Origin of the sequence: Chitinivorax tropicus (genome assembly GCF_014202905.1) — a bacterium.
GTDB classification, from domain to species: domain Bacteria; phylum Pseudomonadota; class Gammaproteobacteria; order Burkholderiales; family SCOH01; genus Chitinivorax; species Chitinivorax tropicus.
In genome coordinates, this window is record NZ_JACHHY010000005.1 from 158525 (window position 1) to 182026 (window position 23502).

21 protein-coding genes and 3 tRNA genes are annotated in these 23502 nt (G+C 55.2%); 15 read left to right on the plus strand and 9 right to left on the minus strand.

Features of this window, described 5'->3' with window-relative positions; translation table 11 throughout:
- Positions 1 to 8: 8 nt before the first annotated feature.
- From gspJ to HNQ59_RS05690, 6 genes are all read left to right on the plus strand, one after another.
- Positions 9 to 611, plus strand: a complete 603-nt coding sequence (gene gspJ / locus HNQ59_RS05665) for a type II secretion system minor pseudopilin GspJ (protein ID WP_184036324.1) — start codon at positions 9 to 11, stop codon at positions 609 to 611.
- A complete protein-coding gene (gene gspK, locus HNQ59_RS05670) occupies positions 608 to 1546 on the plus strand; it encodes a type II secretion system minor pseudopilin GspK (RefSeq protein ID WP_184036327.1) in 939 nt (312 codons plus the stop codon). The genes gspJ and gspK overlap by 4 nt, the downstream gene beginning before the upstream one ends.
- Before the next feature lie 216 nt (positions 1547 to 1762).
- Positions 1763 to 2956, plus strand: a complete 1194-nt coding sequence (gene gspL, locus HNQ59_RS05675; protein WP_184036330.1) for a type II secretion system protein GspL — start codon at positions 1763 to 1765, stop codon at positions 2954 to 2956.
- A complete protein-coding gene (gene gspM, locus HNQ59_RS05680; protein ID WP_184036333.1) occupies positions 2953 to 3420 on the plus strand; it encodes a type II secretion system protein GspM in 468 nt (155 codons plus the stop codon). The genes gspL and gspM overlap by 4 nt, the downstream gene beginning before the upstream one ends.
- A complete protein-coding gene (locus HNQ59_RS05685) occupies positions 3417 to 4145 on the plus strand; it encodes a type II secretion system protein N (protein ID WP_184036336.1) in 729 nt (242 codons plus the stop codon). The genes gspM and HNQ59_RS05685 overlap by 4 nt, the downstream gene beginning before the upstream one ends.
- 124 nt (positions 4146 to 4269) lie before the next feature.
- Complete coding sequence (locus HNQ59_RS05690; protein WP_184036337.1) at positions 4270 to 5151, plus strand: D-hexose-6-phosphate mutarotase; 882 nt, start codon at positions 4270 to 4272, stop codon at positions 5149 to 5151.
- Between the two features lie 41 nt (positions 5152 to 5192).
- On the opposite strand, the gene HNQ59_RS05695 is transcribed toward HNQ59_RS05690, so the two are convergent.
- Positions 5193 to 6329: an HD domain-containing phosphohydrolase gene (locus HNQ59_RS05695; RefSeq protein WP_184036340.1), complete on the minus strand. Its 1137-nt coding sequence runs from the start codon at positions 6327 to 6329 to the stop codon at positions 5193 to 5195.
- Positions 6330 to 6679: 350 nt separating this feature from the next.
- Positions 6680 to 6943, minus strand: a complete 264-nt coding sequence (locus HNQ59_RS05700) for a DUF2917 domain-containing protein (RefSeq protein ID WP_184036343.1) — start codon at positions 6941 to 6943, stop codon at positions 6680 to 6682.
- Positions 6944 to 7148: 205 nt separating this feature from the next.
- On the opposite strand from HNQ59_RS05700, the gene HNQ59_RS05705 reads away from it, so the two are divergent.
- Positions 7149 to 8600: an aminotransferase-like domain-containing protein gene (locus HNQ59_RS05705; RefSeq protein ID WP_184036345.1), complete on the plus strand. Its 1452-nt coding sequence runs from the start codon at positions 7149 to 7151 to the stop codon at positions 8598 to 8600.
- Positions 8601 to 8987: 387 nt separating this feature from the next.
- On the opposite strand, the gene HNQ59_RS05710 is transcribed toward HNQ59_RS05705, so the two are convergent.
- The 7 genes from HNQ59_RS05710 to folD form a co-directional block, all read right to left on the minus strand.
- A complete protein-coding gene (locus HNQ59_RS05710) occupies positions 8988 to 9413 on the minus strand; it encodes a BspC domain-containing protein (protein WP_184036347.1) in 426 nt (141 codons plus the stop codon).
- Positions 9410 to 9868 carry a recombination regulator RecX gene (recX, locus tag HNQ59_RS05715; RefSeq protein WP_184036349.1) on the minus strand — a complete coding sequence of 153 codons (459 nt, stop codon included), beginning with the start codon at positions 9866 to 9868 and terminating at the stop codon, positions 9410 to 9412. The genes HNQ59_RS05710 and recX overlap by 4 nt, the downstream gene beginning before the upstream one ends.
- The gene (recA, locus tag HNQ59_RS05720; RefSeq protein ID WP_184036351.1) at positions 9852 to 10898 is read right to left on the minus strand and encodes a recombinase RecA; all 1047 of its coding nucleotides are present in this window, start codon (positions 10896 to 10898) and stop codon (positions 9852 to 9854) included. Before recA ends, recX begins: the two co-directional genes overlap by 17 nt.
- Before the next feature lie 133 nt (positions 10899 to 11031).
- Positions 11032 to 11721 carry a DUF599 family protein gene (locus HNQ59_RS05725; protein WP_184036353.1) on the minus strand — a complete coding sequence of 230 codons (690 nt, stop codon included), beginning with the start codon at positions 11719 to 11721 and terminating at the stop codon, positions 11032 to 11034.
- 275 nt (positions 11722 to 11996) lie between these two features.
- Positions 11997 to 12722 carry a substrate-binding periplasmic protein gene (locus tag HNQ59_RS05730; protein WP_184036355.1) on the minus strand — a complete coding sequence of 242 codons (726 nt, stop codon included), beginning with the start codon at positions 12720 to 12722 and terminating at the stop codon, positions 11997 to 11999.
- Between the two features lie 134 nt (positions 12723 to 12856).
- On the minus strand, positions 12857 to 14296 hold the full coding sequence (locus HNQ59_RS05735) for a DNA recombination protein RmuC (RefSeq protein ID WP_184036357.1): 1440 nt from the start codon (positions 14294 to 14296) through the stop codon (positions 12857 to 12859).
- 303 nt (positions 14297 to 14599) lie between these two features.
- A complete protein-coding gene (gene folD, locus HNQ59_RS05740; RefSeq protein WP_184036359.1) occupies positions 14600 to 15454 on the minus strand; it encodes a bifunctional methylenetetrahydrofolate dehydrogenase/methenyltetrahydrofolate cyclohydrolase FolD in 855 nt (284 codons plus the stop codon).
- Positions 15455 to 15620: 166 nt separating this feature from the next.
- Here folD and HNQ59_RS05745 point away from each other — a divergent pair.
- The 8 genes from HNQ59_RS05745 (at position 15621) to HNQ59_RS05780 (ending at position 23467) form a co-directional block, all read left to right on the plus strand.
- Positions 15621 to 15698 (plus strand) — tRNA-Pro (locus HNQ59_RS05745).
- A 36-nt stretch (positions 15699 to 15734) separates the two neighbouring features.
- Positions 15735 to 15811, plus strand: a tRNA-Arg gene (locus HNQ59_RS05750).
- A 14-nt stretch (positions 15812 to 15825) separates the two neighbouring features.
- Positions 15826 to 15901 (plus strand) — tRNA-His (locus tag HNQ59_RS05755).
- A gap of 243 nt (positions 15902 to 16144) precedes the next feature.
- On the plus strand, positions 16145 to 17275 hold the full coding sequence (locus tag HNQ59_RS05760) for a hypothetical protein (protein ID WP_184036361.1): 1131 nt from the start codon (positions 16145 to 16147) through the stop codon (positions 17273 to 17275).
- Positions 17276 to 17312: 37 nt separating this feature from the next.
- Positions 17313 to 18278 (plus strand): hydrolase, encoded by a 966-nt coding sequence (locus HNQ59_RS05765; protein WP_184036363.1) that lies wholly within the window; start codon positions 17313 to 17315, stop codon positions 18276 to 18278.
- Between the two features lie 61 nt (positions 18279 to 18339).
- Positions 18340 to 19716: a phosphomannomutase/phosphoglucomutase gene (locus HNQ59_RS05770; RefSeq protein ID WP_184036365.1), complete on the plus strand. Its 1377-nt coding sequence runs from the start codon at positions 18340 to 18342 to the stop codon at positions 19714 to 19716.
- Positions 19717 to 20257: 541 nt separating this feature from the next.
- Positions 20258 to 22333, plus strand: a complete 2076-nt coding sequence (locus tag HNQ59_RS05775; protein WP_184036367.1) for an endonuclease/exonuclease/phosphatase family protein — start codon at positions 20258 to 20260, stop codon at positions 22331 to 22333.
- 450 nt (positions 22334 to 22783) lie between these two features.
- Positions 22784 to 23467 (plus strand): HAD family hydrolase, encoded by a 684-nt coding sequence (locus HNQ59_RS05780; protein WP_184036370.1) that lies wholly within the window; start codon positions 22784 to 22786, stop codon positions 23465 to 23467.
- Positions 23468 to 23502: the final 35 nt, after the last annotated feature.

Consider the following 23502-nt stretch of genomic DNA (forward strand, 5'->3'; position numbering starts at 1 on the left):
CCCTATTCATGCGCCATCAGACCCAGCGCGGTTTCACGCTATTGGAGCTGCTGGTGGCATTGATCGTATTCGCCATCATGTCGGTGATCGCCTATGGCGGGCTGGACCGCATCATGGCAGTAAGGGCGCGGCTGGACGCCGAGAACCGGAAATGGCGGGAGTTGACGCTGATTCTCGGGCGCATGGAAGAGGACATCAGCTTGGCTGTCAATCGACCCTACCGTGATACCTTTGGCAACGTCAAAGACCCGGTGGCTGGCAACCCGCAGCTATTCAATGCCGACGACGCCAACCTGCATATCGTGCGGGTTGGCCCGGCCAACGGCAAAGGCGGCACCGGTGAGCCAATGCATGTCGGCTACCGGCTGCGAGAAGGGCGGCTGGAGATGGTGCGATGGGCCATGTTGGATCAACCCATGCGTGATACCCCGCAGGTCGATGTGTTGCTGCCGCAGGTCAAAGGGTTCGATGTCGGGTTCATGAATGATCAAGGTAGCTGGGATGCCCGATGGCCCCCAGCCGGGCAACAGGCAGTCATGCCCAGAGCCATCCGGATCGTGATCACCTTGAACAGTGGCGAGGTCATCGACCGCTTGTGGGCTTTGCCATGAGAAAACAACAAGGTGTAGCGATCATCACGGCTGTGCTGGTGGTGGCTATCGTGGCAGCCATTGTGTTCTTCATGGCCTGGCGGGAGCAGTTGTGGATTCGGGTGGTGGAAAACCAGCGTGATGCGGCTGAAGCCAAAGCCATCGCATTGGCCTCTTTGAATCTGGCACGGGTTTCGTTGCGCGGCGATGCCAGTGGCGGGCAGGCGTATGACCACCCTGGCGAGGCATGGGCTGTGCCGATTGCCAAAATGCCAGTTGAGCGGGGTGAGGCAGGGGGCGAGATTCGCGATCTGCAAGGCTTGTTCAACCTCAACAGCCTGACCAACGACAAAGGCGACCCCAACCCGCAGATCATCAAGGCTTATAAGCGGTTATTGCAACAACTGCAATTGCCGGAGGATCTCGCCCACAGCCTGCTGGATTGGTTGGATCAGAATCCCGATGTATCCATACCCGGCGGGGCCGAGGACATGGATTACCTGAACCTGCCCGTGCCATATCGCGCTGCCAACCGGCAGATGAGTGATCTGTCTGAGCTGCAGCGCGTCAAAGGATACACGGCGGAGGCGATTGAAAAGCTGCGGCCTTTTGTCACGGTGCTGCCAGTCGGTACAACGGAAGAGGGTGCCAAGATCAATGCCAACTTCGCCCCGGCAGAAGTGCTGGTGGCTGTCGTGGATGGCTTGGACCTGCCCACAGCACAGCAGTTGACGCGCCAGCGCAAGAGCACACCGTTCAAAAGCCTGGAAGAGGTCAAAACAAATTTGCCAGAGCCCTTGAAAGACAAGGTGACCTTGCTGACGGTGCAGACCATCTATTTCGAGGCGCGCATCACCGCCCGATTTGGCCGCGTTGCTTTGACCTATGTCGCGCTGCTCAAGCGGGAGGCTGGTAGCAGCAGTCTGCCCACCGTCCTGATGTTGAAGCGGCTTTGAAACCCTGCCCGCCGCAGCCGATATAACAGTGTTTGGTATTTCTGGCCGAGCACGTAAAATGCGGTGGCAGAACAGATTAAATGTATTGAAGCCGGTTATCGATGACTGAGGGGATGCCCTCACGCCATATCGTCAATCGATGAATTTTGGGCGGGTGATCTCACCTGCCTGCAACCCGCCGGGCAGCCGCCCGGCCTGAGAAGAAGAACAGCCAGCGTGCATCGTTTACGTCTTTCCATATCTCAAGGGCCAGGTCTGGACGAGCCCCAGATCGATTGGGTGGTTACCCAGGCAGATGGCCGTGTGCTTGAGCGGGGCCAGGGCGACCCTGGCCATTATCGGCAGAGTCGATTCGTCGAATTGATTGTGCCCGCCGCCCAGACTTTGCATACCGAAATCACTCTGCCGACTACATCCCGCAAGCAAGCCAGCAAAGTGGCGGCCTTTGCGCTGGAAGAGCGTCTGATGACGGCGCCCGAGCAGGCCCATATCGCGCTGGGTGCGCCGCAGGACAGGCGTTTCCCGGTTGTGGTCATGGGCAAGCCACTCCTGAAGCGGTGCCTGGATGCCCTGCAGCAGCTGGGATTGAAGCCAGTCGCGGCATACAGCATGGCGGCCATGTTACCGGCTGGAGATACCAGCTGGCATGGTGTGATCGACCAGCAACAAGGCTATCTGCGAACTGGCCCGAACGAAGGCGTCAGCTTTGACCCCAGCAGCAGCCAGCTGCCCGCCGAGATCGTGCTGGCCTTGAAGCATGCCAGCCAGCCACCGGAAAAACTGGTGTTCCATGTGGGTGAGGGCGGCGTGCCAGCCGGATGGCATGCAATCGGGGTGGCGATCGAATCCGCCCCGCTGCTGGATTGGGGGGCGGCTGGCGTGCATGATGGCGCGGTCAACTTGCTGCAGGGTGAGTTCGGCGGTGCACAGACCATCGAGGTGGATTGGAAACGCTTCAAGCCAACCCTGTGGCTGGCTGGGATTGCATTGGCAATCTATATGGGCGCCACCATCATGGATTGGGGCATGTTGTCGGCACAACGGAAAAGCCTCAACAAGCAGATGGAAGCCGAGCTGCGGAAGGTGATGCCCGTCGGGCCGATCATTGACCCCTTGGCACAAGCCAAACAATTGATCGTCAAAGCACCCGATGCCCGTGCGCCAGCGCCGGAGAGCCTGATTGGTCGCTTGCTGCCGCTGGGGCCGTTGTTGGGCGATGCGACCGCCATCCGGCTGGATTACGGCCCGGGTGGGTTGAAGCTGGACTGTAAAGTGGCCAGTCAAGCGGTGGCGGATGCCTTGCTGCAGCGCCTGAAGACCGCCAATCTGCCAGCCAAACTGGAATCGGTCACGGCGGCTGATAGTGGTGGCATGGTCGCTAAATTCACCATTGCGGGAAAAGCCCAATGAAAGCGCAATTACTTCAATTCTGGCAGCAGCGCGAGCCGCGTGAGCGCTTGATCCTGATGATCGGCGGCATATTTTTGCTGATTGCTTTGTTGTATGCCCTGATCTGGGACCCGATACTGGCCGAGCGCAAGCGATTGACCCGTATGGTGCCACGGATGCAGCAGGATCTGGTCGAGCTGAAAGGTATTGTCGAACAGGTCAAGGGCATGCCGGCCAAGGTCGGGAAGCAGCCTGTGCAGACCGCACTGGAAAACACACTGCGGGCCGCTGGAATCAATGACCTGCAGGTGAGTGGCAATGCCAGCCAGGCCAATGCCGATATCAAGCAGGCATCGTTTGCCGCGTTGACGACCGCCCTTGCCAGGCTGCACGACGAGCAAGGCATCGACGTGACCACGCTGCAGGTGGATGCATTGCAGGACCCTGGACAGGTGAAGGCGCAGTTGCAGGCGGTTCGTCCATGATCCGTAAGATCCTTGTGATCGCCCTGTTGTACCTGCTGTTCCTGGTGTCCACCGCCCCTGCCAGCTTGTTGCCAATGGTGTTGGATAAGGTGCTGCCTGGTCGGATCGGGCTGATCGGGTTGTCCGGTAGTATCTGGCAGGGACATGCTCAGCAACTGACATTGGATGGACAGGTGCTGGCTGACAAGCTGGACTGGTCACTCTCTGCCTGGCGCCTGCTGACAGGCCGATTGGGCATCGACCTGCAAGCCACGCAGGGCAAGGCAAAAGTGGTGGCCGATACTGATTCGATTTTACTGAAGGAGACGCAGCTGTCCCTGCCGTTGCCGCTGCTGGGTCAGGTAGTCAAACCCATTGGCCTGTACCAGCTGACAGGGCAAGGTGCGCTGAATACGCAGCAGTTCGAGTGGGATCGTGGCGTGGCCAGCGGTGAGCTGGTCATTGAGTGGCGCCAGGCGGCATCTGGTATGGTGTCGCTACCGACGCTGGGCGACTATCGACTGGAGGCCAAAGCAGGGCCGCGTGGTTTCAGTGGCAAAGTCAGCACTTTGTCCGGCGCCCTGAATGTCAGCGGTGATGGCACCTGGTCGCAGAAAGAAGGGCTGTCGGTTCACCTGCAGTTACGGCCTGATCCTGCACAGGCTGCGGTGTTGCGCCCTTTGCTCTCCGTCGCGGGCCAGCCTGCTGCCGACGGTACTTATTATCTGAACACCTCGTTGAAATAAATTGAACTAAGTCAGTTTGCCGTGGCCGAAGTATTCGCCTGTTGATATAGTGGTGGCTCGGGCCAGTCAACCCCTGTCAACTGAATCCAGGCAAATAACATCTTCCCAACGGTGGCTCACTGACATGAATCCTTCCTCACTTGATGCATTGCCCTATATCAAACAGACCGAGTCCGCAGATGGTCTACCCTTGATCGAGATCGATCACCCGATGTTTCAGGCATTGCTGACGAAGCAAGGTGCGCAGTTGTTGCAGTTTCAGCCACGCGGTGGCCAGCCATTGCTGTGGATGTCATCGAACGCCATTCTGAAGCCGGGCAAATCGGTCCGGGGCGGTATACCAGTCTGTTTCCCTTGGTTTGGCCCCCATCCCACGCAGCCGCAGTTGCCGCAGCACGGGTTCGCGAGAACGCTCCCCTGGCGGTTGGAGATGGCTCAGGCGGATGCGATGTCTATGCGCTTCTGCTTCATGTTGCAAGATGACGAGCAGACCCAGGCGCTGTGGCCGCATCGTTTTCAGGCTCGACTCACTTTTGCTTTCAGTGTCGAGTGCGAGCTGTATTTCGAGGTGGAGAATCTGGACACACAGCCATTTGAGCTGAGCTACGCCTTGCATAGCTACTTCCCGGTCAAACAGATTGATCAAGCGTCAATCAGCGGTCTGGATCAGCTCAATTATCTGGATAAGGTCTCGGGCTCACAGCGTAAGCTGCAAGCCGGGCCTGTTGTGTTCGCCGGAGAGGTTGACCGGATCTATCTCCACACCGAGCAACCCATGCAGATCCATGAGCAAGGGCGGCCTGCCATCAATATCGAGTCAGAGGGTTGCCGGAGCACGATCGTGTGGAACCCAGGTGCGGAAAAATGCGCCCAGATGGCGGATATGCCCGATGCCGGTTATCAGCAGATGGTGTGTGTAGAGTGTGGCAACGCAGCGGACAATACGCTACAGCTGGCTCCTGGCGAGCGGCATCGTGCCCGCATGGTCATCCGTGCTGCGGGCTGACCCCTGCCCGCTGCTCGATGTAGCAGGGCGGGTGCCGGTTGTCATTCACCGATATCCAGCAGCCTGCGGACAACCTGATTGAATGCGGGTATCCATTCCCGCCCGAATTGCCCATCGCATGCATTGATTTCGGTGATGGCGCGGATGATCGACCGTTTATGATATCGGTCGCCCCGTTCATGAGTCATCGCCTCAAAGGCATCGACAATGGCCAATAGCTGCGCCCCTGGGCTGATCTGCTCGCCTTTCAGCCCATTGGGGTAGCCCGTCCCATCGATGCGCTCATGGTGTTCCAGCACCATTTGCGCCGCTGCCTGCCAGCCTGCCATCCGCTTGAGCATTTCCGAGCCGATCACCGGATGTGTTCGCATCTCGCGCAGCTCCATATCAGTCAATTTGCCTTGTTTCGCCCAGATGTTTTCTGACAAAAAGACCATGCCTACATCGTGCATGTAGAGCGCGCCTTCCAGCTGCACAGGATCAACAGGGTGACCGGCTGCCGCGTTGGTGTCCAGCGCCAATGGCAATAGGCGGCTGGTGCGGCTGTCCCAGAAAGGGGAGCGACGGTCGGTCAGGACAGATAGTTGCCGAAAATACTGTAAATCGGCCTTGGCGGGGTGGTCGGCTTCGTTTGCCAGTATCGATATCGCGGAGACATGGGCTGGTGTGGGGGGCGCATTGGATGTGTCTGTTGGCGGGGTGACTTCGTGGCCACTCAGCAGATGGATCAGCCTGGCCGCCAGTTCATCCGCCTGTTGAGGCGGGGTTCTGGCCAGGGTGCGCAGACCATTGGCGATCTTGACCAAGTCCAGCCCGTCCAATGCGCGGTTGGCAGCGGCGGCGTCCGCCGCTTGTTTCAGGCGATCCACACCCAGCAGCAGCACCTCCGCGAGTGCCGGGGTGAAATTCAATGCACAAGCTCGCACCGAGCCCATGACATCTTCCAATGGATGGGCAAAATCGACCAGAAACTGCAATTGACACATGGCCGCATTGCTTTTCAGCGTGTGCAGACCACGGAACAGCGTATGAATATGACTATTATCATTGGGGTTGCGTAGCAGGAGATTGACATGGCGCTCAATCTCGTGCTGGGTTTCCTCAAAGGCATCTCGATAATCTTGCAATGCCTCGGGGTTCAGCTCCGCCAGCTGGGCTTTCAGATTCTGGTCGATCATGGCAGGCATCTCAAATTAGGTTCCGGTGATATGGCCTCATCACCTGTGTCAACCTGCGCGCTGGCTTGTGCTGGTGCAGCAAGCTAGGTGCATGGCTCACCATGCGGTGCGCTTTGCAACTAGGCCCAGGTCGCACTGGCCAGCGTTGGTCACAAAATCGTTTCAACAGAACCTAGTAGCTGCTTCAGTTTGGTATGCCGATGAGTGTTATGCAAATATCGAATGACGACCCTGTCGATAGCGGGGATGGATGAGGGTGTCCAATCTGCCCGCCAGGGAGGGGACTCCAGCGCTGGAGCCGGGCCGGCAACGACAGAATCTGCACGCGATGCCAGGCCCGTGGTGCTGCCTCATTCTGTACGTGGAGACGGGATGCCATTGAACGCTGAAGGCCGCTTGAGCAAGGTCGGATGCTCAACTGTAATCGTGCTGTGGGCCAGGGGCTCGATCACCGCCATATCCTTGCCATGTAGCTGGTAGCGTTCCCCGCATTTCAGCACGATATCTTTACCTGATTCCGTCAGCCAGACCATGCCACGTGTGCAGGTAATGACAGCTGCTTGGCCGTCATTCAGCTTCAATACAGTCTGCAACGCAAGTTGGAAGGTTTTCATGGTGTGGCTCCTCTCAGGTGATTGACCAGCTTCCAGCTGGTGAAACACATGGTAAGGTTTCAATGACAACAATATCAGCCGCAGACTGTTGTGTTTTTTGGGGGTACAGTGCAACCTCAATGCATACTGTTATGCTCAGGTAAACGGTGAACTGTTACTGGCTGGTTGCGTTGGTATTGAGGACACTGTGGGCAGGAGGGATGTCATGACTGTTGAAAAAAGCGGGTTGCTATATGAATCACTGGCCAGTGAAATCGCCGGTATGATCGCCAGTGGGGCAATGAAGTCGGGCGATAAATTGCCATCGATCCGCAAGCTGTCCAGCCAACGTGATGTCAGCTTGTCAACGGTGATCCAGGCCTTTCGCGTACTGGAGGATCGAGGGTTGATCGAGGCGCGTCCTCAGGCGGGTTTCTATGTGCGCCGCCCAGCGATCCATTGGCGAGAGCCCGCCATCACCCAGCCCGCAGCCACCCCTTGTGAGGTCGAGATCGATGAACTACGGTGGCAGATTCTGTACCTGTCGCAACGAGGCGAGGGGGCTGCGCTGGGGTGTGCGGCCATCGACCCGGACTTGTTCCCCAATCAGACATTGCAACGGATTCTGTCCTCTACCGCGCGCAGACATGCGCGCATGATCGGCTCGTACGCGTTTCCGCCTGGCAATGCCCAATTACGGCGTCAGATTGCACGACGTTCGTTCGAGTGGGGCGGCTTGTTGCGCCCGGACGATCTCGTCATCACCAATGGCTGCATCGAAGCGCTATATCTATGCCTGCAGGCGGTGACTCGTCCAGGCGACGTGGTGGCAATCGAGTCGCCTGCATATTTCGGCTTGTTGCAGCAATTGGAGAGCTTCAAGCTCAAGGCGTTGGAGATCCCGACTCATCCGGTGACCGGCATTTCGTTGGATGCACTGGAGATGGCGATGCGTACCAGCGATGTCAAGGCTGTAGTGGTGGTAGCAAACTTTTCCAACCCATTGGGAAGCCTGATGCCCGAAGAGAACAAGCGGAAATTGGTCGAGCTGCTGGCCGAGCGCGATATCCCATTGATTGAAGATGATATCTACGGCGACTTTCATTTCTCCGACCAGCGCCCTCGCCCCGCCAAGGCTTTTGATACCACGGGTAATGTGCTCTATTGTTCATCGTTCAACAAAGTGCTGGCGCCTGGGTTCCGGGTAGGGTGGGTAGCGCCGGGCCGATATTATGCAACGGTGCAGAATCTGAAAATGATCAGCTCCATGTCCACCCCCGAGTTGTTGCAGCTCACCCTCGCGCAATTTGTGGAAAGTGGTGGGTATGACCACCACCTCCGCAAGTTGCGACGTTCGGTGGAAGGACAGCTCCACAAATACGCTGACACCATCTTGCGTTACTTTCCAAGTGGTGCGCGGTTGACTGTTCCGCAAGGTGGGTACGTGCTGTGGATTGAATTCCCAAGGGGATTTGACAGCGTCGCCTTGCTGCGCCGATCCATTGTCGAAGACATCCCTTTCGCACCCGGCGTGTTGTTCTCAGCCAGCCAGGATGCGTATGGCCATTGCATGCGCATCAATTGTGGTCTGCGGTGGTCCGCCAAGGTCGAAGCGGCATTGCAACGATTGGGAGACTTGGCCAAGGAGCAGCTTGCCTTGCAGCAAATCCCACACTGATCTGTCGGCGGCTGATTCAGGGTGCGCTGTATTGTGCGGGGGCCTGGGCTGCAAGCAATGGGATGGATCCGCATGCGGTGTACCGTGTTTTGGGCTTACGGCTCACTAATGACCAACGGCAGCCATACGGATCATGCCAGTAGAGCAAGGGGGGCATACAGACCATCCACATCAGCGCCAGACATATTCAAACACCTGGTTGATGCCATGACTTGAGGGCTGCTTACCGGGTCCTCTCAAAACAAACCCTTGCACTGGAGCCCGGTCCTGGCTTGGTGGTGACAATAGCTTGTGTTGGATTCACATGCCGACGCTGTATAAGCCGCAGCCAACCCTGGAACGCAGGTGTAGGTCGAATTGCGAACCAAGCAACTCAATTGCATCAACCTATTGCATGGCTGGTGGCAACACACCGGTCTCCCGGTAGTCGATTGCGATGGCTCTCCCGTCTTTGAGGCCGCAGCGGATCTCCAGCGCAGCCCACTGCGTGCCTTGCTGACGTTTTCTGGCAATGGCCTTGAAGGTGACCAACTTATCGACCTTGCGTGGCTTGATGCGACTGAAGGATTGATTGAACGGGACAATGCTGGCAGATTGATAACTGGGGACATCTTTTTGATCGGAATCCACATAGCCAACACGATCATAGGGCTTGCTCTTGCTGATGACATCATCTACCACCGCCATACAGGTAGGCATGTATTCAGGCATGCCTTCCAAGGTCTGGTAATAGGCAACACGCTTCTCATAATTGTTGGCCTGGGCCAGGCTCGCAAGCGCCAGCAAGATCAATCCGCCTATTGTGAATTTCATTCATCCTCCAGATTCCGCAAGATTTTGAGGATGACATCATAGCCGAAGCCACGGCTCTGTAAAAATCGTACTTGCTTCGCTTTTTCCTTATCTGTTTGAGGCTGATGGCCAAATTTGCGCAGCCACAATGCTCGGGCAACCGCCAGATCATCCTGCTCGACGGCGGCCAGCTCGGCTTGAATCACCTCGCTGGCCACGCCTTTTTCCCGCAGTTCCTGACGAATCCGTCTCAGACCGACTTGCCCTTGCCGATGTCGCACCACTTGCTCTGCAAAGCGGGTGTCGGATAGCCACCCTTCGCCATGCAATTGTTCCAGCAGCGCATCTACTTCATCACGATTGTCAGTCAAACGGGCGAGTTTCGCGGCCAGCTCCGCACGTGAGTGTTCCCGACGGGCGAGCAGACGCATTGCCCGCTCACGCAGCGAGGCAGTCTGATCAGAACGCGGGCTCATCCTCTGAGCCATCTGCTGCGTCTACATTGGCAAAAGTTTTGTTGACGCCAGCGGCATCACGGATCTTGTTCTCGATTTCCTGCGCAATGGCAGGATTTTCGCGTAGATATTCGCGGGAATTGTCTTTGCCTTGGCCAATCTTGCTGCCGCCATAGGAGTACCAGGCTCCTGCCTTCTCGACGATCTTGTATTGAACGCCCAATTCGATGATTTCACCTTCGCGTGAAATTCCTTCTCCGTAGAGGATGTCGAACATGGCTTCGCGGAAGGGGGGGGATACCTTGTTTTTGACCACCTTGACACGGGTTTCGTTGCCGATGACTTCTTCGCCCTTCTTGATCGACCCGACCCGGCGGATGTCCAGGCGCACCGATGCATAGAATTTCAGCGCATTGCCGCCAGTGGTGGTTTCCGGGTTGCCGAACATCACGCCGATCTTCATCCGGATCTGGTTGATGAAGATCACCAAGGTGTTGGTGCGCTTGATGTTGGCGGTCAATTTGCGTAGGGCCTGGCTCATCAAGCGGGCTTGCAGGCCGACATGGCTGTCACCCATTTCACCTTCGATTTCCGCCTTCGGCACCAAGGCTGCTACGGAGTCGATCACGATGATGTCCACCCCGCCAGAGCGTACCAGCATGTCGGAGATTTCCAGTGCCTGCTCGCCTGTATCAGGCTGGGAGATCAACATTTCGGGCACATTCACACCCAATTTGGCTGCATAGGTCGGGTCAAGTGCATTTTCGGCGTCGATGTATGCTGCCACGCCACCCATTTTTTGCACTTCGGCCACTACTTGCAGGCACAGGGTGGTTTTGCCGGAGGATTCCGGACCATAGATTTCGATGATACGACCTTTGGGCAGGCCGCCCACACCCAAGGCCAGATCGAGGCCGAGCGAGCCGGTGGATACAACCTGCAAATCGTTTTCGATCTGGCTCTCGCCCATTTTCATGATCGAGCCCTTGCCGAACTGCTTCTCGATCTGCGCCAGAGCGGCGGCGAGCGCCTTGTTCTTGTTGTCGTCCATCTGCGTCATGTCCTATGAAAAGTCAATCAATTACGAGATAATCGCCATGGCGCATCCGGCGCCAGCAAAGGCTGTATATTTATACAGAAATTATACTGAACGTGCAAGTTGTTCCGTTTGCTTGCCCGTCGATTCAGTGATCACAATCCATCTGTAGGGCTGGGGCACGATCAATCCGATACAGTACGATCATGACCCCGATGGTGGCGGCCAGCAGATAGCCCGCACCGAATAGCCAGAATACGTAGGGGATCAGAAAGTAATAGCAGCGCATCCCCAGGCTGTAATAGCCACCCGCCCGGTTGATCAGCATGATGGCGCGGGGCAGGGCGGTTCGCGTTTTCTGGGCATCATGGAAGACAGCAATCACATATCCCAGATGATTGAAGATCCGAATGGCTGTTGTGAAGCAGAAAAAAGCTGAAATCAACAGCAGTACGATGATCATGACCTTGACCAACAGCAGGCTGTGCGCATCACCATAGCGGATACCAAACAGGTGGCTGTTCTCACTGTGCCCGGCTTGTGCTCCGAAGCTGAGTGTACCCAGTATCAACAAGACGGCGGTCGATGCCAGAAATGTCGCTGCCATCGTCGAATTCCGTAGTGTCTGAACCGCCAGGATGTCGTCACCCCCACGGGCGGCGAGCATGGTCAACCACTCTTTGCGGGCCTCGTTGCTCATGCCGAACAAGGAGTAATGTGGATTGTGTCGAGTCTTGAAGCGGAACAGCTGCTGATAGCCCAGCAGGAGTATGATCGATAATAGCAGGCAGGCGAAATCGATTGGATTGGCCAACAACACAGCTATCGCTTGTTCCACCTTGTCCCCCTTGAATTCATGGCAGGGCAGTCATCCATTGCGACGGCCAGCCGCCGATAAAGAAGTCATTATAAAGCAGCAAGGCCGCCCTGGATGCGGGCGGCCTGCGTTCTGTTGTTGGATTTCCCCTGTCAAGCCCTTGTTGTAAGCCGCTTGCATGGCACATTGTCCCAACGCGCTGGCTCAAAGCCTGAGTGATGCGAGCCGTCAAAAGGGGTAACACTGCCTCTAGGGGCACTGCTTTAAGGGAAAGCCCGTCCCTTTTATGCGTCAATTCACTGATATTTCTTGCCAATTCTCTCTGCGGTGCCATCGTTGACAATGGATTTCACCGCATCATTCAGTTTGTTGACGACCTCGTCTGCCATGCCCTTGTTACAAGCCAGCCACATTTCACTGTCCTTTGGGTCGCCCAGCTGAAAGACAGGCTTGATCTTGCCTTTGAACCCCTCGCGGCCCGCCTTGAACATGCCGCTCTTGGCGCCCCCGACCCACAAATCGATCCGTCCGGCAGCTAGTTTGGGCAGATTCTGTACATCCTGTACCACCCGTTCCATCTTCAAGCCTTGCTTCTCTGCGAAATCGCCATAGGCGTCTCCATTGTATGCGCCAACCTTGTACTTTTTGGCATCATCCAGCGAGCTGATTTTGATAGGGCTGTCGGCCTTGGCAAACAGGGTGATTTCATCTGCAACCAATGGCCCTACCCACTTGAAACTCTTTTCACGCTCGGCATTGCGCACTGCGGAGTAAACGCATACATCCGCCTGGCTCTTCGCCATGCTCAGTGAGCGCTCCCAAGGCAGCAACTCGATCTTCGCGTCCAGTTTGGCGCGTTTGAGCGCTTCTTGCACAATCTCTGTCGAGATGCCGCCGACCTTGCCGCCATCGGTCGGCATGTTGAATGGTGGATAGTCCTCGGTGGTCAAGGTCAATGCGCTGGCTACGCCGCTATAGCTGAGTGTTGCCAAGACGAAGCAGGTGATGAGCATTCTGGACATGGTTCCTCCGTGGGAGAGAGATATCTGTCAATTAACATTAGCTAATTCTGCAGATCTCTGCCACCCAAAAACCATGTCCATGGAGCCAGCCTGCCAATGAACAGTTCTCCATTCACTGCTGGCTGGATTCAGGGTCACTTCAGGTTGCTGACGCTCTCTTCCAGCAGCGGTGCAGCCTCTCCATTCGACTCCAACCGCACGTGCTCGATTTCTTCGAAACGGCGTGAGATTTTCTGGCTGGTGATCTGTACCGCTTCGGCGTCCTGATGCGCCATGCGGATGTGGTCAGCCAACTTGGTCATGCGCTGATCGAAACGTTTGAACTCGACCCCCAGCTTGGATAGCGCATCTTTGATGATGTGAACCTGGCGACGGGTCTCAACATCCTTGATGACGGCACGGGCCGTGTTCAAGACCGCCATCATGGTGGTGGGTGAAACAATCCACACCCGCTTCTGCAATGCGTGTTGTACCAGCTCGGGATGATAGGCGTGGATCTCGGCAAATACCGCTTCCGCCGGGATGAACATCAGCGCACCATCACTGGTTTCGCCCGGCACAATGTATTTGTCGCTGATCGCATCAATATGCCTTTTCACATCCTGCTTGAATTGCTTTTCCGCGTTCAACCGTTCGCTCGATGCCTGTTCGGAGGAGAAAATGCGGTGATAGTTTTCCAGCGGGAATTTTGAATCGATCGCCACGGTGCCTGTCGGCTCGGGCAGATGCAACACACAGTCGGCGCGGGTTTTGTTCGATAACGTTTCTTGGAATTTATAGAACTGTGCCGGCAGGATATTCGATACCAGCGCCTCCAGTTGTACTTCACCAAATGCGCCGCGAGAACGCTTGTCTCCCAGCAATTCCTGCAGGCTGACCACATTGGTCGTCAAACCATCGATCTTGCGCTGTGCCTCATCAATCACCGCCAACCGTGCCATCACATTGGCAAATGTCTCGTTGGTTTTCTTGAACCCCTCATCCAGGCGCTCGGTGACCTTGCCGGAAATCTGTTCCAGCCGGGTGTCAACGGTCGTTGTCAGCTGTTCAATGACACGGGTCAGTTGCTCGGTTGTCACCCGCATGGTGTTCTGCAGCGTATCCTGCTGCTGCTTGCCTTGTTCAGACAGGGTTTCGAAGACCCGCCGGAGCAGCTCTTCCTTCAGGGCGTCTTGACGGCCACTCAGATTTTGTGAGAAATCCGCCAGCTGCTTGATCAAGTACTCGCGATTGGTGGCCAGCTGCTCGGCCTGGGTATGCTGAACGGTCTGCATCTGCTGCCGGGCCAATTGAAGCTCCGCAACCACCACGCTGCGTAGCCGTTCAAAAGCCTCCGTCATCGCAGTCCGAAGCCGCTCGGCATTCTCCGCATCCGTGCGTGCAAGGCGATCCCCGAAATCCCCCAGCACATGGTGGATATCACCGACCATCACACGATGTTTTTCTTCCAGCGATTGCGTGATGGACAAAGAAAGCGACTCTTGCGATGCCGTCAATTGCCCAAGCTTCCACACCACAACGGCGGCTGCCAGCAAAATGAAGATGGTGGCCAAGCCAAACAGTGTCTCAAGCATAGTTGAACAACCTCGAAAAACACGCCTCTGTCATGGAGCGCGTGAAGATGAATGGCCAAGTCACTCAGGCAATACGGCAGCCGCGCGCGTGGATCATTGGCCAATTGAACATGGAATTCGGTAGTACAGATTTGCTGCTATTGCACAGAGTATAACGCGGGCCAAGGATTGCCGCGTCGTTATGCGCCAAATGAGATGCACAGTACGCAAGAAGCCACCCTCAAGAGGGGAGGGCGGCCCCAGATTTGAAAATGGCCCGACTACGGCGGGCCAGGTTGGTGCGCCAGCTGGCGCGATACCTAATCAAGGAGCCAGGCGATCGCAGGCGTCTGCCGTATTCTGTAACAAAGTGGCGACAGTCATCAGCCCCACCCCACCCGGTACAGGTGTAATCCACCCCGCCACGTCCTTGGCAGCCTCGAAATCCACATCACCGACTACCTTGCCATCATCCAAGCGATTGATGCCTACATCGATCACGATCGCACCTGGCTTCAACCATTCCGCCTTGACGAAATGAGGGCGCCCCACGCCCGCCACCACGATATCAGCCTGCCGCACCAGCCCAGGCAAATCATAGGTTGCACTATGGCAAACCGTCACCGTGCAGCGCGCCAGCAGCAATTCCAGTGCCTGTGGTCTGCCCACGATATTGGATGCGCCGATCACCACCGCATGCTTGCCTTTCAGGTCCACACCTGTGGTTTCCAGCAGCGTCATGACCCCGCGTGGCGTACAAGGCCGTAACAGAGGCATCTTCAACACCAGACGGCCAATATTGTAGGGGTGAAAGCCATCGACATCTTTTTCCGGGTGGATGGCTTCGATGATGGCGTTCGCATCCAGATGCTTGGGCAGCGGTAATTGGACAAGAATGCCATCGACCGATGGGTCCTCATTCAATTGCTTGACCAAAGCCATCAACTCGTCTTGGGTGGTCGTTTCTGGCAGATCATAAGAGAGAGACCGGATGCCAGTTGCTTCACATTTGAGTCGTTTGTTACGTACATAGATGGTCGAGGCCGGGTCCTGACCGACCAACACCACAGCCAGGGCCGGGGCTCGCTTACCTGCTGCCTGACGTGCTTTGACACGGTCCGCAACGGAGTGGAGGATGGATTCGGAAACAACTTTGCCGCTGATGATAGTAGCGCTCATGGATGGGGTCTGCGTGATAGGCCGTTGTTGGATAAAGATAAAAGTAAAAGCCAGCCGTAGCTGGCTCCCACCGGGCACAGAAACGATTTTCTCATTTTTTGCATGAATCGCTCAAGCAGTGTTGACAGCGTAAAAAGAGTTACGTATAGTTCGGCCTCTCTTAAGGCGGGGTGTAGCGCAGCCTGGTTAGCGCACCTGATTTGGGATCAGGGGGTCGTGAGTTCGAATCCCACCACCCCGACCATTAAGACTCAGTTTCATAGTTTGGCTTTCCGACGGGCTGCCCGTAGCTCAACTGGATAGAGCAACGGCCTTCTAAGCCGTAGGTTACAGGTTCGATTCCTGTCGGGCAGGCCAAAATGGTTTCAATGGCGGATGTAGCTCAGTTGGTAGAGCACTGGATTGTGGCTCCAGGTGTCGTGGGTTCGATCCCCATCATTCGCCCCAGTATATAGTTGTAATGCATAAGCGTTGCAATTCAAGCAGTATTAAAAAGCCCTGATAGAACTATCAGGGCTTTTTTGCTTTTCCTATCCTTTTCTTCATTATTTCAACTATTCTGCCAAGCGCTTGTCAGGTGGCATTTGATGATGCCTCTGGTTTGCTTTAGTATGCTCTGCATTAAAGTATCTGCTCAAGTACGGTTGAATGCAGGCAATGGCTTGTTGCTGTTCAGGTGGCAAGTTTTTGATGATAAAAATAAAAATCTATATCTGGCATGGCGGCATCATCATTTTGCGTGGTGTGCCTGCGGGGGATTGCACAAGCAATTGTGCTGGGGGAGTGGGTGTGGCAGTCATGGCTCGGATGGTGGTGTTGTTATTATCAATAGGTTTGGTGGCTTGCTCTGCAGCGCCCAGGATTCCTGGCGTGGTATCAAAAAGCCCACTGGTGGTGCAGCATCCAGATCAGGTTGAGGTCAAATACCTGGGCGGGGGAGGGGTATTACTCAGGCGTGGTCAAGATATGGTCATGACCTCGCCTTTTGTCAGCAATTTCTCAACATGGGAGTTGCTGATTCCTCGCGACTCCAAATATGAGCGGGTCGATCAGGCGCTGACTGATGATATCAGTCGGATGGAGGCCATTCTGCTGTCCGGCACGCATTACTACCAGGCGATGGATGTTCCTTATATTGCAACCGCCCATGCGCCTGCTGCCAAGATCTATGGTGGCAGTACTGCGGTACATCTGTTGGCCCCGGCCATCGACAGACAGCGTTTGATGGCTATCACCAAGGCTGCATCTGGATCAAAGGCTGGTGAGTGGTTGTATTCACAGAATAAGCGCATGCGCTTCATGGCAATTGACACAGACTTGATCAGCCCTGTCAGCATGCTGTCCTCCGCTCGGTTGGATGAGGATCAGATTCGATTGCCGCGTTTGCCACGTAGCTATCCTGCTGGGGAGAATTATGCTTGGCTGATCGATTTTTTGAATTCGAATGGTACCGTTTCCTTCCGAGCTTTTTATCAGGATGCGCCGTCCAATTTCGGCATGGGCCAGTTGCCGGTGCTGAAAGACAGTGAGCAAGCTCCTGTTGATGTTGCCTTGCTCGGCGTCAGCCGTTTTTACAAGGCAGATCGCTATCCCGCTCATATATTAAGCAGTGTCAGGCCTCGCAACGTTGTCGCCATCCGTTGGGAGGATATCCGTCGTCCCAATACAGGCGTCCTCCGTGAGGATAGGGCTGGGGATCTGGAAGCATTTCAAAATCAGATCCGGCAAGTGTCGCAAGCACCTGTCAAAACGCCTGCACCCGGTACAACAATCCATTTCAGAGTAAAATTGTCAGACCCGATTCAAACCGCCACCAAATGACCGGACTCTGTGCCCGTTTGGGGCGATAAGGTGCATCATGTCTGAACACAGCTATCCAAGCCCCGCCTGGCTTCCTGGTGGTCACTTGCAGACTATCTTTCCGGCAGTTGCAAGGCGTCCGGCCCACCTGCGCTACAGGCGTGAGCGCTGGGAAACGCCAGATCAGGATTTCATTGATCTGGACTGGCTGGAAGGCCCGATGGGGGCGCCACTGGTGGTACTGTTTCACGGGCTGGAAGGCTCGTCCAATAGCCACTATGCGTTGGCCTTGATGCGTCATCTGCAGCAGCTCGGCTGGCGTGGTGTGGTGCCGCATTTTCGTGGCTGCAGTGGTGAGCTCAATCGCCTGCCCCGTGCTTATCATGCGGGTGATTCGGCGGAGGTGGATTGGATTCTGCGGCGGCTACGGCACGAGGTGGGTATTGCACCAATTTTTGCAGTAGGGGTGTCGCTAGGTGGCAATGTACTGCTGAAATGGGCTGGGGAGCAGGGCGGGCGGGCGGGCCAGATTGTGTCAGCAACAGCAGGGGTTTCTGTGCCGCTGGATCTGGCTGCGGCGGGTATCTCGTTGGATGCAGGTCTGAGCAGGCACATCTATACCCGTGAGTTTTTACGAACGCTTCGACAGAAAGCGTTGCATAAACTGCATCGATTCCCTGATATCGCTGATCGCCAGCGTATCTTGGCCGCCCGTACCTTCTCTGCATTCGACGATGCCTTTACTGCGCCGATCCATGGCTTCAAGGGTAAGGAAGATTATTGGAATCAATCCAGTAGCAAACCGTGGCTGAAGCATGTCCGTCTGCCGACCTTGGTATTGAATGCGCGCAATGATCCATTTCTACCGGCGCACGTATTACCCGCCTTGCATGAGGTGTCATCATCCGTGCAAACAGAATACCCCGAACAGGGTGGGCATGTCGGCTTTCTCAGTGGCCAGTTTCCGGGTCATCTGGACTGGCTGCCGCACCGATTGACACGTCATTTCCGCGCATACTTGTAATCAGCTGGGAGGGGGTTTGGTGTTAGAATCATCGCCGAATGTCATAGCCTAGGCGCAAATCATGCCACGTTACCCAAAGGAAATTTTCAAAGCTTACGATATCCGTGGAATCGTGGGCTCGTCCTTGACGCCTGAAATCGTCGAGGGGATTGGTCATGCCATCGGTTCCGAGGCAGTTGACCGTAAACAAAAGGCCATCGTGATTGGCCGCGATGGCCGCTTATCCGGCCCTGACCTTGCCGCTGCACTGGCGCGAGGCATTCAGAAAGCCGGCATCAACGTGATTGATGTGGGGCGTGTCGCCACGCCGATGTTGTATTTCGCGGCCTATCATCTGGAGACCTTTTCTGGTGTCATGGTGACCGGGAGCCACAATCCGCCTGAATACAACGGCCTGAAGATGATGCTTGGCAGTGAGACGCTTGCTGGTGAGCACATACAAGCCTTGCGAGCCCGGCTCGACAACGGCCAGCTGCACCACGGAGAGGGCCAATATCATGAGGCCAACATCATCGAGGATTACCTCCAGCGCATTGTGGGGGATATCAAGCTGTCTCGCCCCATGAACATCGTGGTCGATTGTGGCAACGGCGTGCCTGGTGCTTTTGCACCGATGCTGTACCGCCGCCTCAATTGCCGGGTGCGCGAGCTGTTCTGTGATGTGGATGGCACCTTTCCAAATCATCACCCAGACCCCGCCAAGCCAGAGAACCTGCAGGATGTGATTCATGCATTGGCCAGCACCGATGCTGAGCTGGGTTTGGCCTTTGACGGTGATGGTGACCGCTTGGGTGTGGTCACCAAAGATGGGCAGATCATCTACCCTGATCGCCAGTTGATGTTGTTTGCAGGTGATGTGCTCTCCCGCAACAAGAAAGCCAAGATCATTTACGATGTCAAATCAACACGGAACTTGGCGCCTTGGATCAAGGAACATGGTGGCGAGCCCATCATGAGTCGGACTGGTCACTCGTTCATCAAGCAGAAGATGAAGGAAACCGGGGCTGCACTGGCGGGTGAGATGAGTGGCCATGTGTTTTTCAAAGAACGCTGGTATGGCTTTGATGATGGCCTGTATGCTGGGGCGCGGTTATTGGAGATTCTCTCTGAAGTGGATGACCCGAGCGCGGTTCTCAATAACCTGCCGAATGCCGTCAGCACGCCAGAGCTGAATGTCAAAATGAAAGAAGGCGAGCACTACGCCCTGATTGATAAGCTGCAGGCTACCGCCAAGTTCACCAACCCATTGGACGTGATCACCATCGATGGCTTGCGTGTCGAGTATGCGGACGGATTCGGTCTGGCTCGTGCATCCAATACCACCCCTGTGATCGTGTTGCGGTTTGAGGCGAATGATGAAGCATCACTGGAAACCATCAAAGCCGATTTCCGACGTGTCTTGAGTGAAGTCGCCCCAGATTTAGCCCTGCCATTCTGATGGATGGAAGCCCGGTGTACTCACCGGGCTTTTTTAATGGCATATCACTACCCTATTTTCCCCTCCCTGTAGCCGACCACCCTTGGGTCGGATGACATCCTTCCTTGCCAACATCGGCAGGCACTTATCTGGTCTCAATCCGCTGCGACTTAACTGCATTGAGCATGGGTCTGGGGTAAACGGCTGTTCGGCAGTCGCATGCAACCTACTTTGTACCAAGCTGTCCGAATTAATCTGTATCCGAGCATCGATTGTGTAGGTTGAAAGTGGTTTCTGTCACGTTTGTGCAATGGCTGCATGTTATATGCATGGCGGCCATGGTGGCCGTTCTGTGGGTAATGATAATTTGTTGTTGACGTCATACTTGCGACCTGTTGCCAAGAAAGTAGTGAACAAGTATATGCAAATTAAATCATATTCTATTACAATGATTTGCCACGCTGAGAGTGTAATACATGATCGTCATGATCTGTATGTTTCTCGTGGTTGCGTCACACGTTCACCAGTAATTGGCAAACGAAACAATAAATAAGGATTTCACATGTCAAAAAAATTCCCCACACGGTCGGTCATTGCACTCATGGTTTCCGCCATGATGGCGCAAATTGAAATGGCGCACGCTGAGACAGCACTGCGCATATCAAACTCAACAGACCTGCCTTTTGAAGTCACGCTGCAACAAACCAGCAGCGACGCTGGCAAGGCAATGACCAATGGTGAACATTACAAACTGGTGGACGATTTGATCGAGCCCGGTCAGAACATGAATACGCAAGTCATGTGGACCAATCGCAATGTTGGGGTGAAGAACGGTGTCACATACAATTTGCGGGCGATGTTGCGTCCCTGGGGTTCGGCATCTGATGAAATCTGGTTCAATATCAACCTGAAAGGCACAGCCAGCAACAGCAATCTGAAGACATCCGCAGGGCTTGTCCGGAAGTTCAATCAAGTGACTCAGGAGGCAGCCAGCATTGCCGAGGCTGATTCCAACTCTGTCCGCACGGTTTCATTGCAGTTGTCCAATGGCAAGCTGTATCGCATCAAGGTGCGCCAAGTGATCAATGGCAATTATGACGATGCTTATCTGTCGATCGAAGAAGACGAACCATTCCGTTGGTTCGAGCCCAGCGCCAAAAGTGACCCGAACCGCCTGAATGTGGCCACCTGGAACGTGTGGGGGCTTTATACCTCGAAGTATGTACTGGATCGTGCCAAAAATTTCTCCAAGTACTTTGGTAGCGGAAATAGCTCGCAAGATCCCAATATCGATGTCGTAGTGTTCACTGAAGCCTGGCGGCCTTCCAATGTCGCCAATAGCAGCTGGTCGGTGTCGAAATACATCCGCGAGTATTCCGATCTGACCAGTTATTACGAGTTTTCAAGCCCGCAAGGCGGATCTGCCTCCCAGAATGATTCGGGTATCTTGATCGGTGTTCGCAGAAATGCTGGTATCCACAGCTTCAAGCTGGAAGGTTTCAGGCTGTTCAAAGATGCAGCAGGTTTTGACAAGTACGCTGACAAGGGGTTTGTGCACTGCTCATTCATCAAAGCAGGTCAGAAATACAACGTCATCGGCACCCATACCCAGGCATTTGCGGAGCCTGATATCCGTAGGAAACAGTTCCAGCAGATCATTGAATACTACGATCAGCAGCCTACCGATCGTAAGCAAGAACGCTGGATTCTGGCGGGGGATCTGAACGTCAACTACCCAGACAAGGCTGAACAGGTCAATGAGTACAATATGATGCTCAATACACTGCGCGTCAGTGATTACACAGGCTCATATACCTACAAGCAACTCAACAATCGCAGACCTTCTCTCGGCCCTGGCTTTACCTATGAAGTAGTCAACAATACCTGGAACTACGAAGGTGGTCCTGAATACCTTGATTACATCTTCGCCGGTCTGGGTGGATCACCGGCGCCCATCTCGCAAATCCCGCGTATCCTCACCCCGCGCGTCCACATGATCAGCACATCCACGGGTGCATGGGGCACGGATGTGGCCCGGGCCGAGGCGGATGAGTGGCGGTTGTTCCTTGATGATTTGTCTGATCACTATCCGGTATTGAGTAAGCTCCGTTGGGGTGCGGATACACCAGATACTCGTGAATTTGGTGAGAAAGAGTTCTACATCGTCCCACTGATCAACCACAATCTGGCGCTTGGTATTCCGCATCACTCACCACAGCAGCCAAGTGGCTTTGATCGGATCGTCACCTTGCCGATCACCAATGCGACACGAGTGAAGATTCGCCCAAGCCGCACCAGAGGCCAGCAGGTCATTGAAGTATCAAGTGACAATCCAGCCAATCGATACCGTTTGACAGATGACGGTAAAGGATCGCTGAAATTTGCCCCAGCAAGTGATTGCACATGTCAGGATTACAAAATCTCCTATGACACCGCTGCACATGGTGGCCTGTTGCTTGAAAATGCTGCCTCCGGGCGGGTGGTTGACATCAAAGGCCCTATCCCGAATCGAGGCAATATCAAAGCTTGGCAGCCTGTCGAAACCTGGACAAAAGAGGGTTTGCCTCGCCTGAATCAGCGATTTGAATTGATCAGCGTGGAAGATGCCCGCCACATTTATGGCCCGGGTGTCAGATAACCCGGCCAGTACCATATGGCGATCCAGCAACACCCTGCCAGAATAGGCAGGGTGTTGTTTTATCAGCAGCCTGAATCATGTGGTAAGAGATATTTCAGTCTGCAATCATCGCATCAAAACCACCCACTTGCTCAGGCCCTATCCTTGGCCATTTCTGCGGTGATCATTGTGCTTGGCAAGTGCGCTTACTCCACCTCAATTTGAGACACTGTCAGCCCTGCCGCATCCCAACTTCTCGACGGAATCGATAGGTCGTTTGAAATAGACCAGCCCTGAAACCGATATCGGCAGGTGATGCCTACAGGGGTCAGAGCATTGAGTCGCAACAAAAGCCCTGCTATTCGGTCATACCCCCTGGCGTGTATATTCTCCAACTGATCCAGAGATCGTCACTCGTCACTGTAGTGGGTGCCGTGGCGTGGCTTACCAGTTTTGTTTTGAAAGCGCGATATGAAGTTGATCATGTTTGATGTCGATGGAACTTTGGTCGACTCATTGCACTATGATGGGGCATTGTTCTGTCAAGCGGTCCATGAGGTGCTGGGGATCGCAGAAATTGATCCGGACTGGCGTAACTATACGCACGTGACATCCTCCGGTATCCTTGAGGAAATCGTCTGGCGTGCGAAAGATCGTTCCGTGCGGGCTGATGAGGCCGTGGCAGTTCAGCGTCGGTTTGGCTTGCTGATGCGACAGCAACACGAGGCCAAACCCGACCAAGCGCAGGCATTGCCAGGTGCATTGGCGCTGTTCAATGCGCTTCGGCAAACTGCTGGCGTGGCGGTGGCGATTGCCACGGGTGGCTGGGGGCCTGAGGCCCGATTGAAACTGCAAGTTGCGGGATACCCGATCGATGGCGTCCCATTTGCAGCGGCTTGTGAGGCCATCTCGCGGCAGGACATCATGCGTCTTGCGCTGGCGCGTGCTAAAACGTCATGTGGCGTAAGCGAGTTTGCCGAGATTGCCTATGTGGGTGATGGGCACTGGGATCAAGTCGCGACACGGGCATTGGGATGGCGTTTCATCGGCATCGGGGCGACATTACGGCACCAGATCAAGCAAGACGAGTTGTGGTGGCTGACACCGCCATCGGCTCAAGACATATTGAACGGTTTGCAATGGTCCATCACGTGATGGCCTTGACGAATCGATTGAAAGATACAGAACGA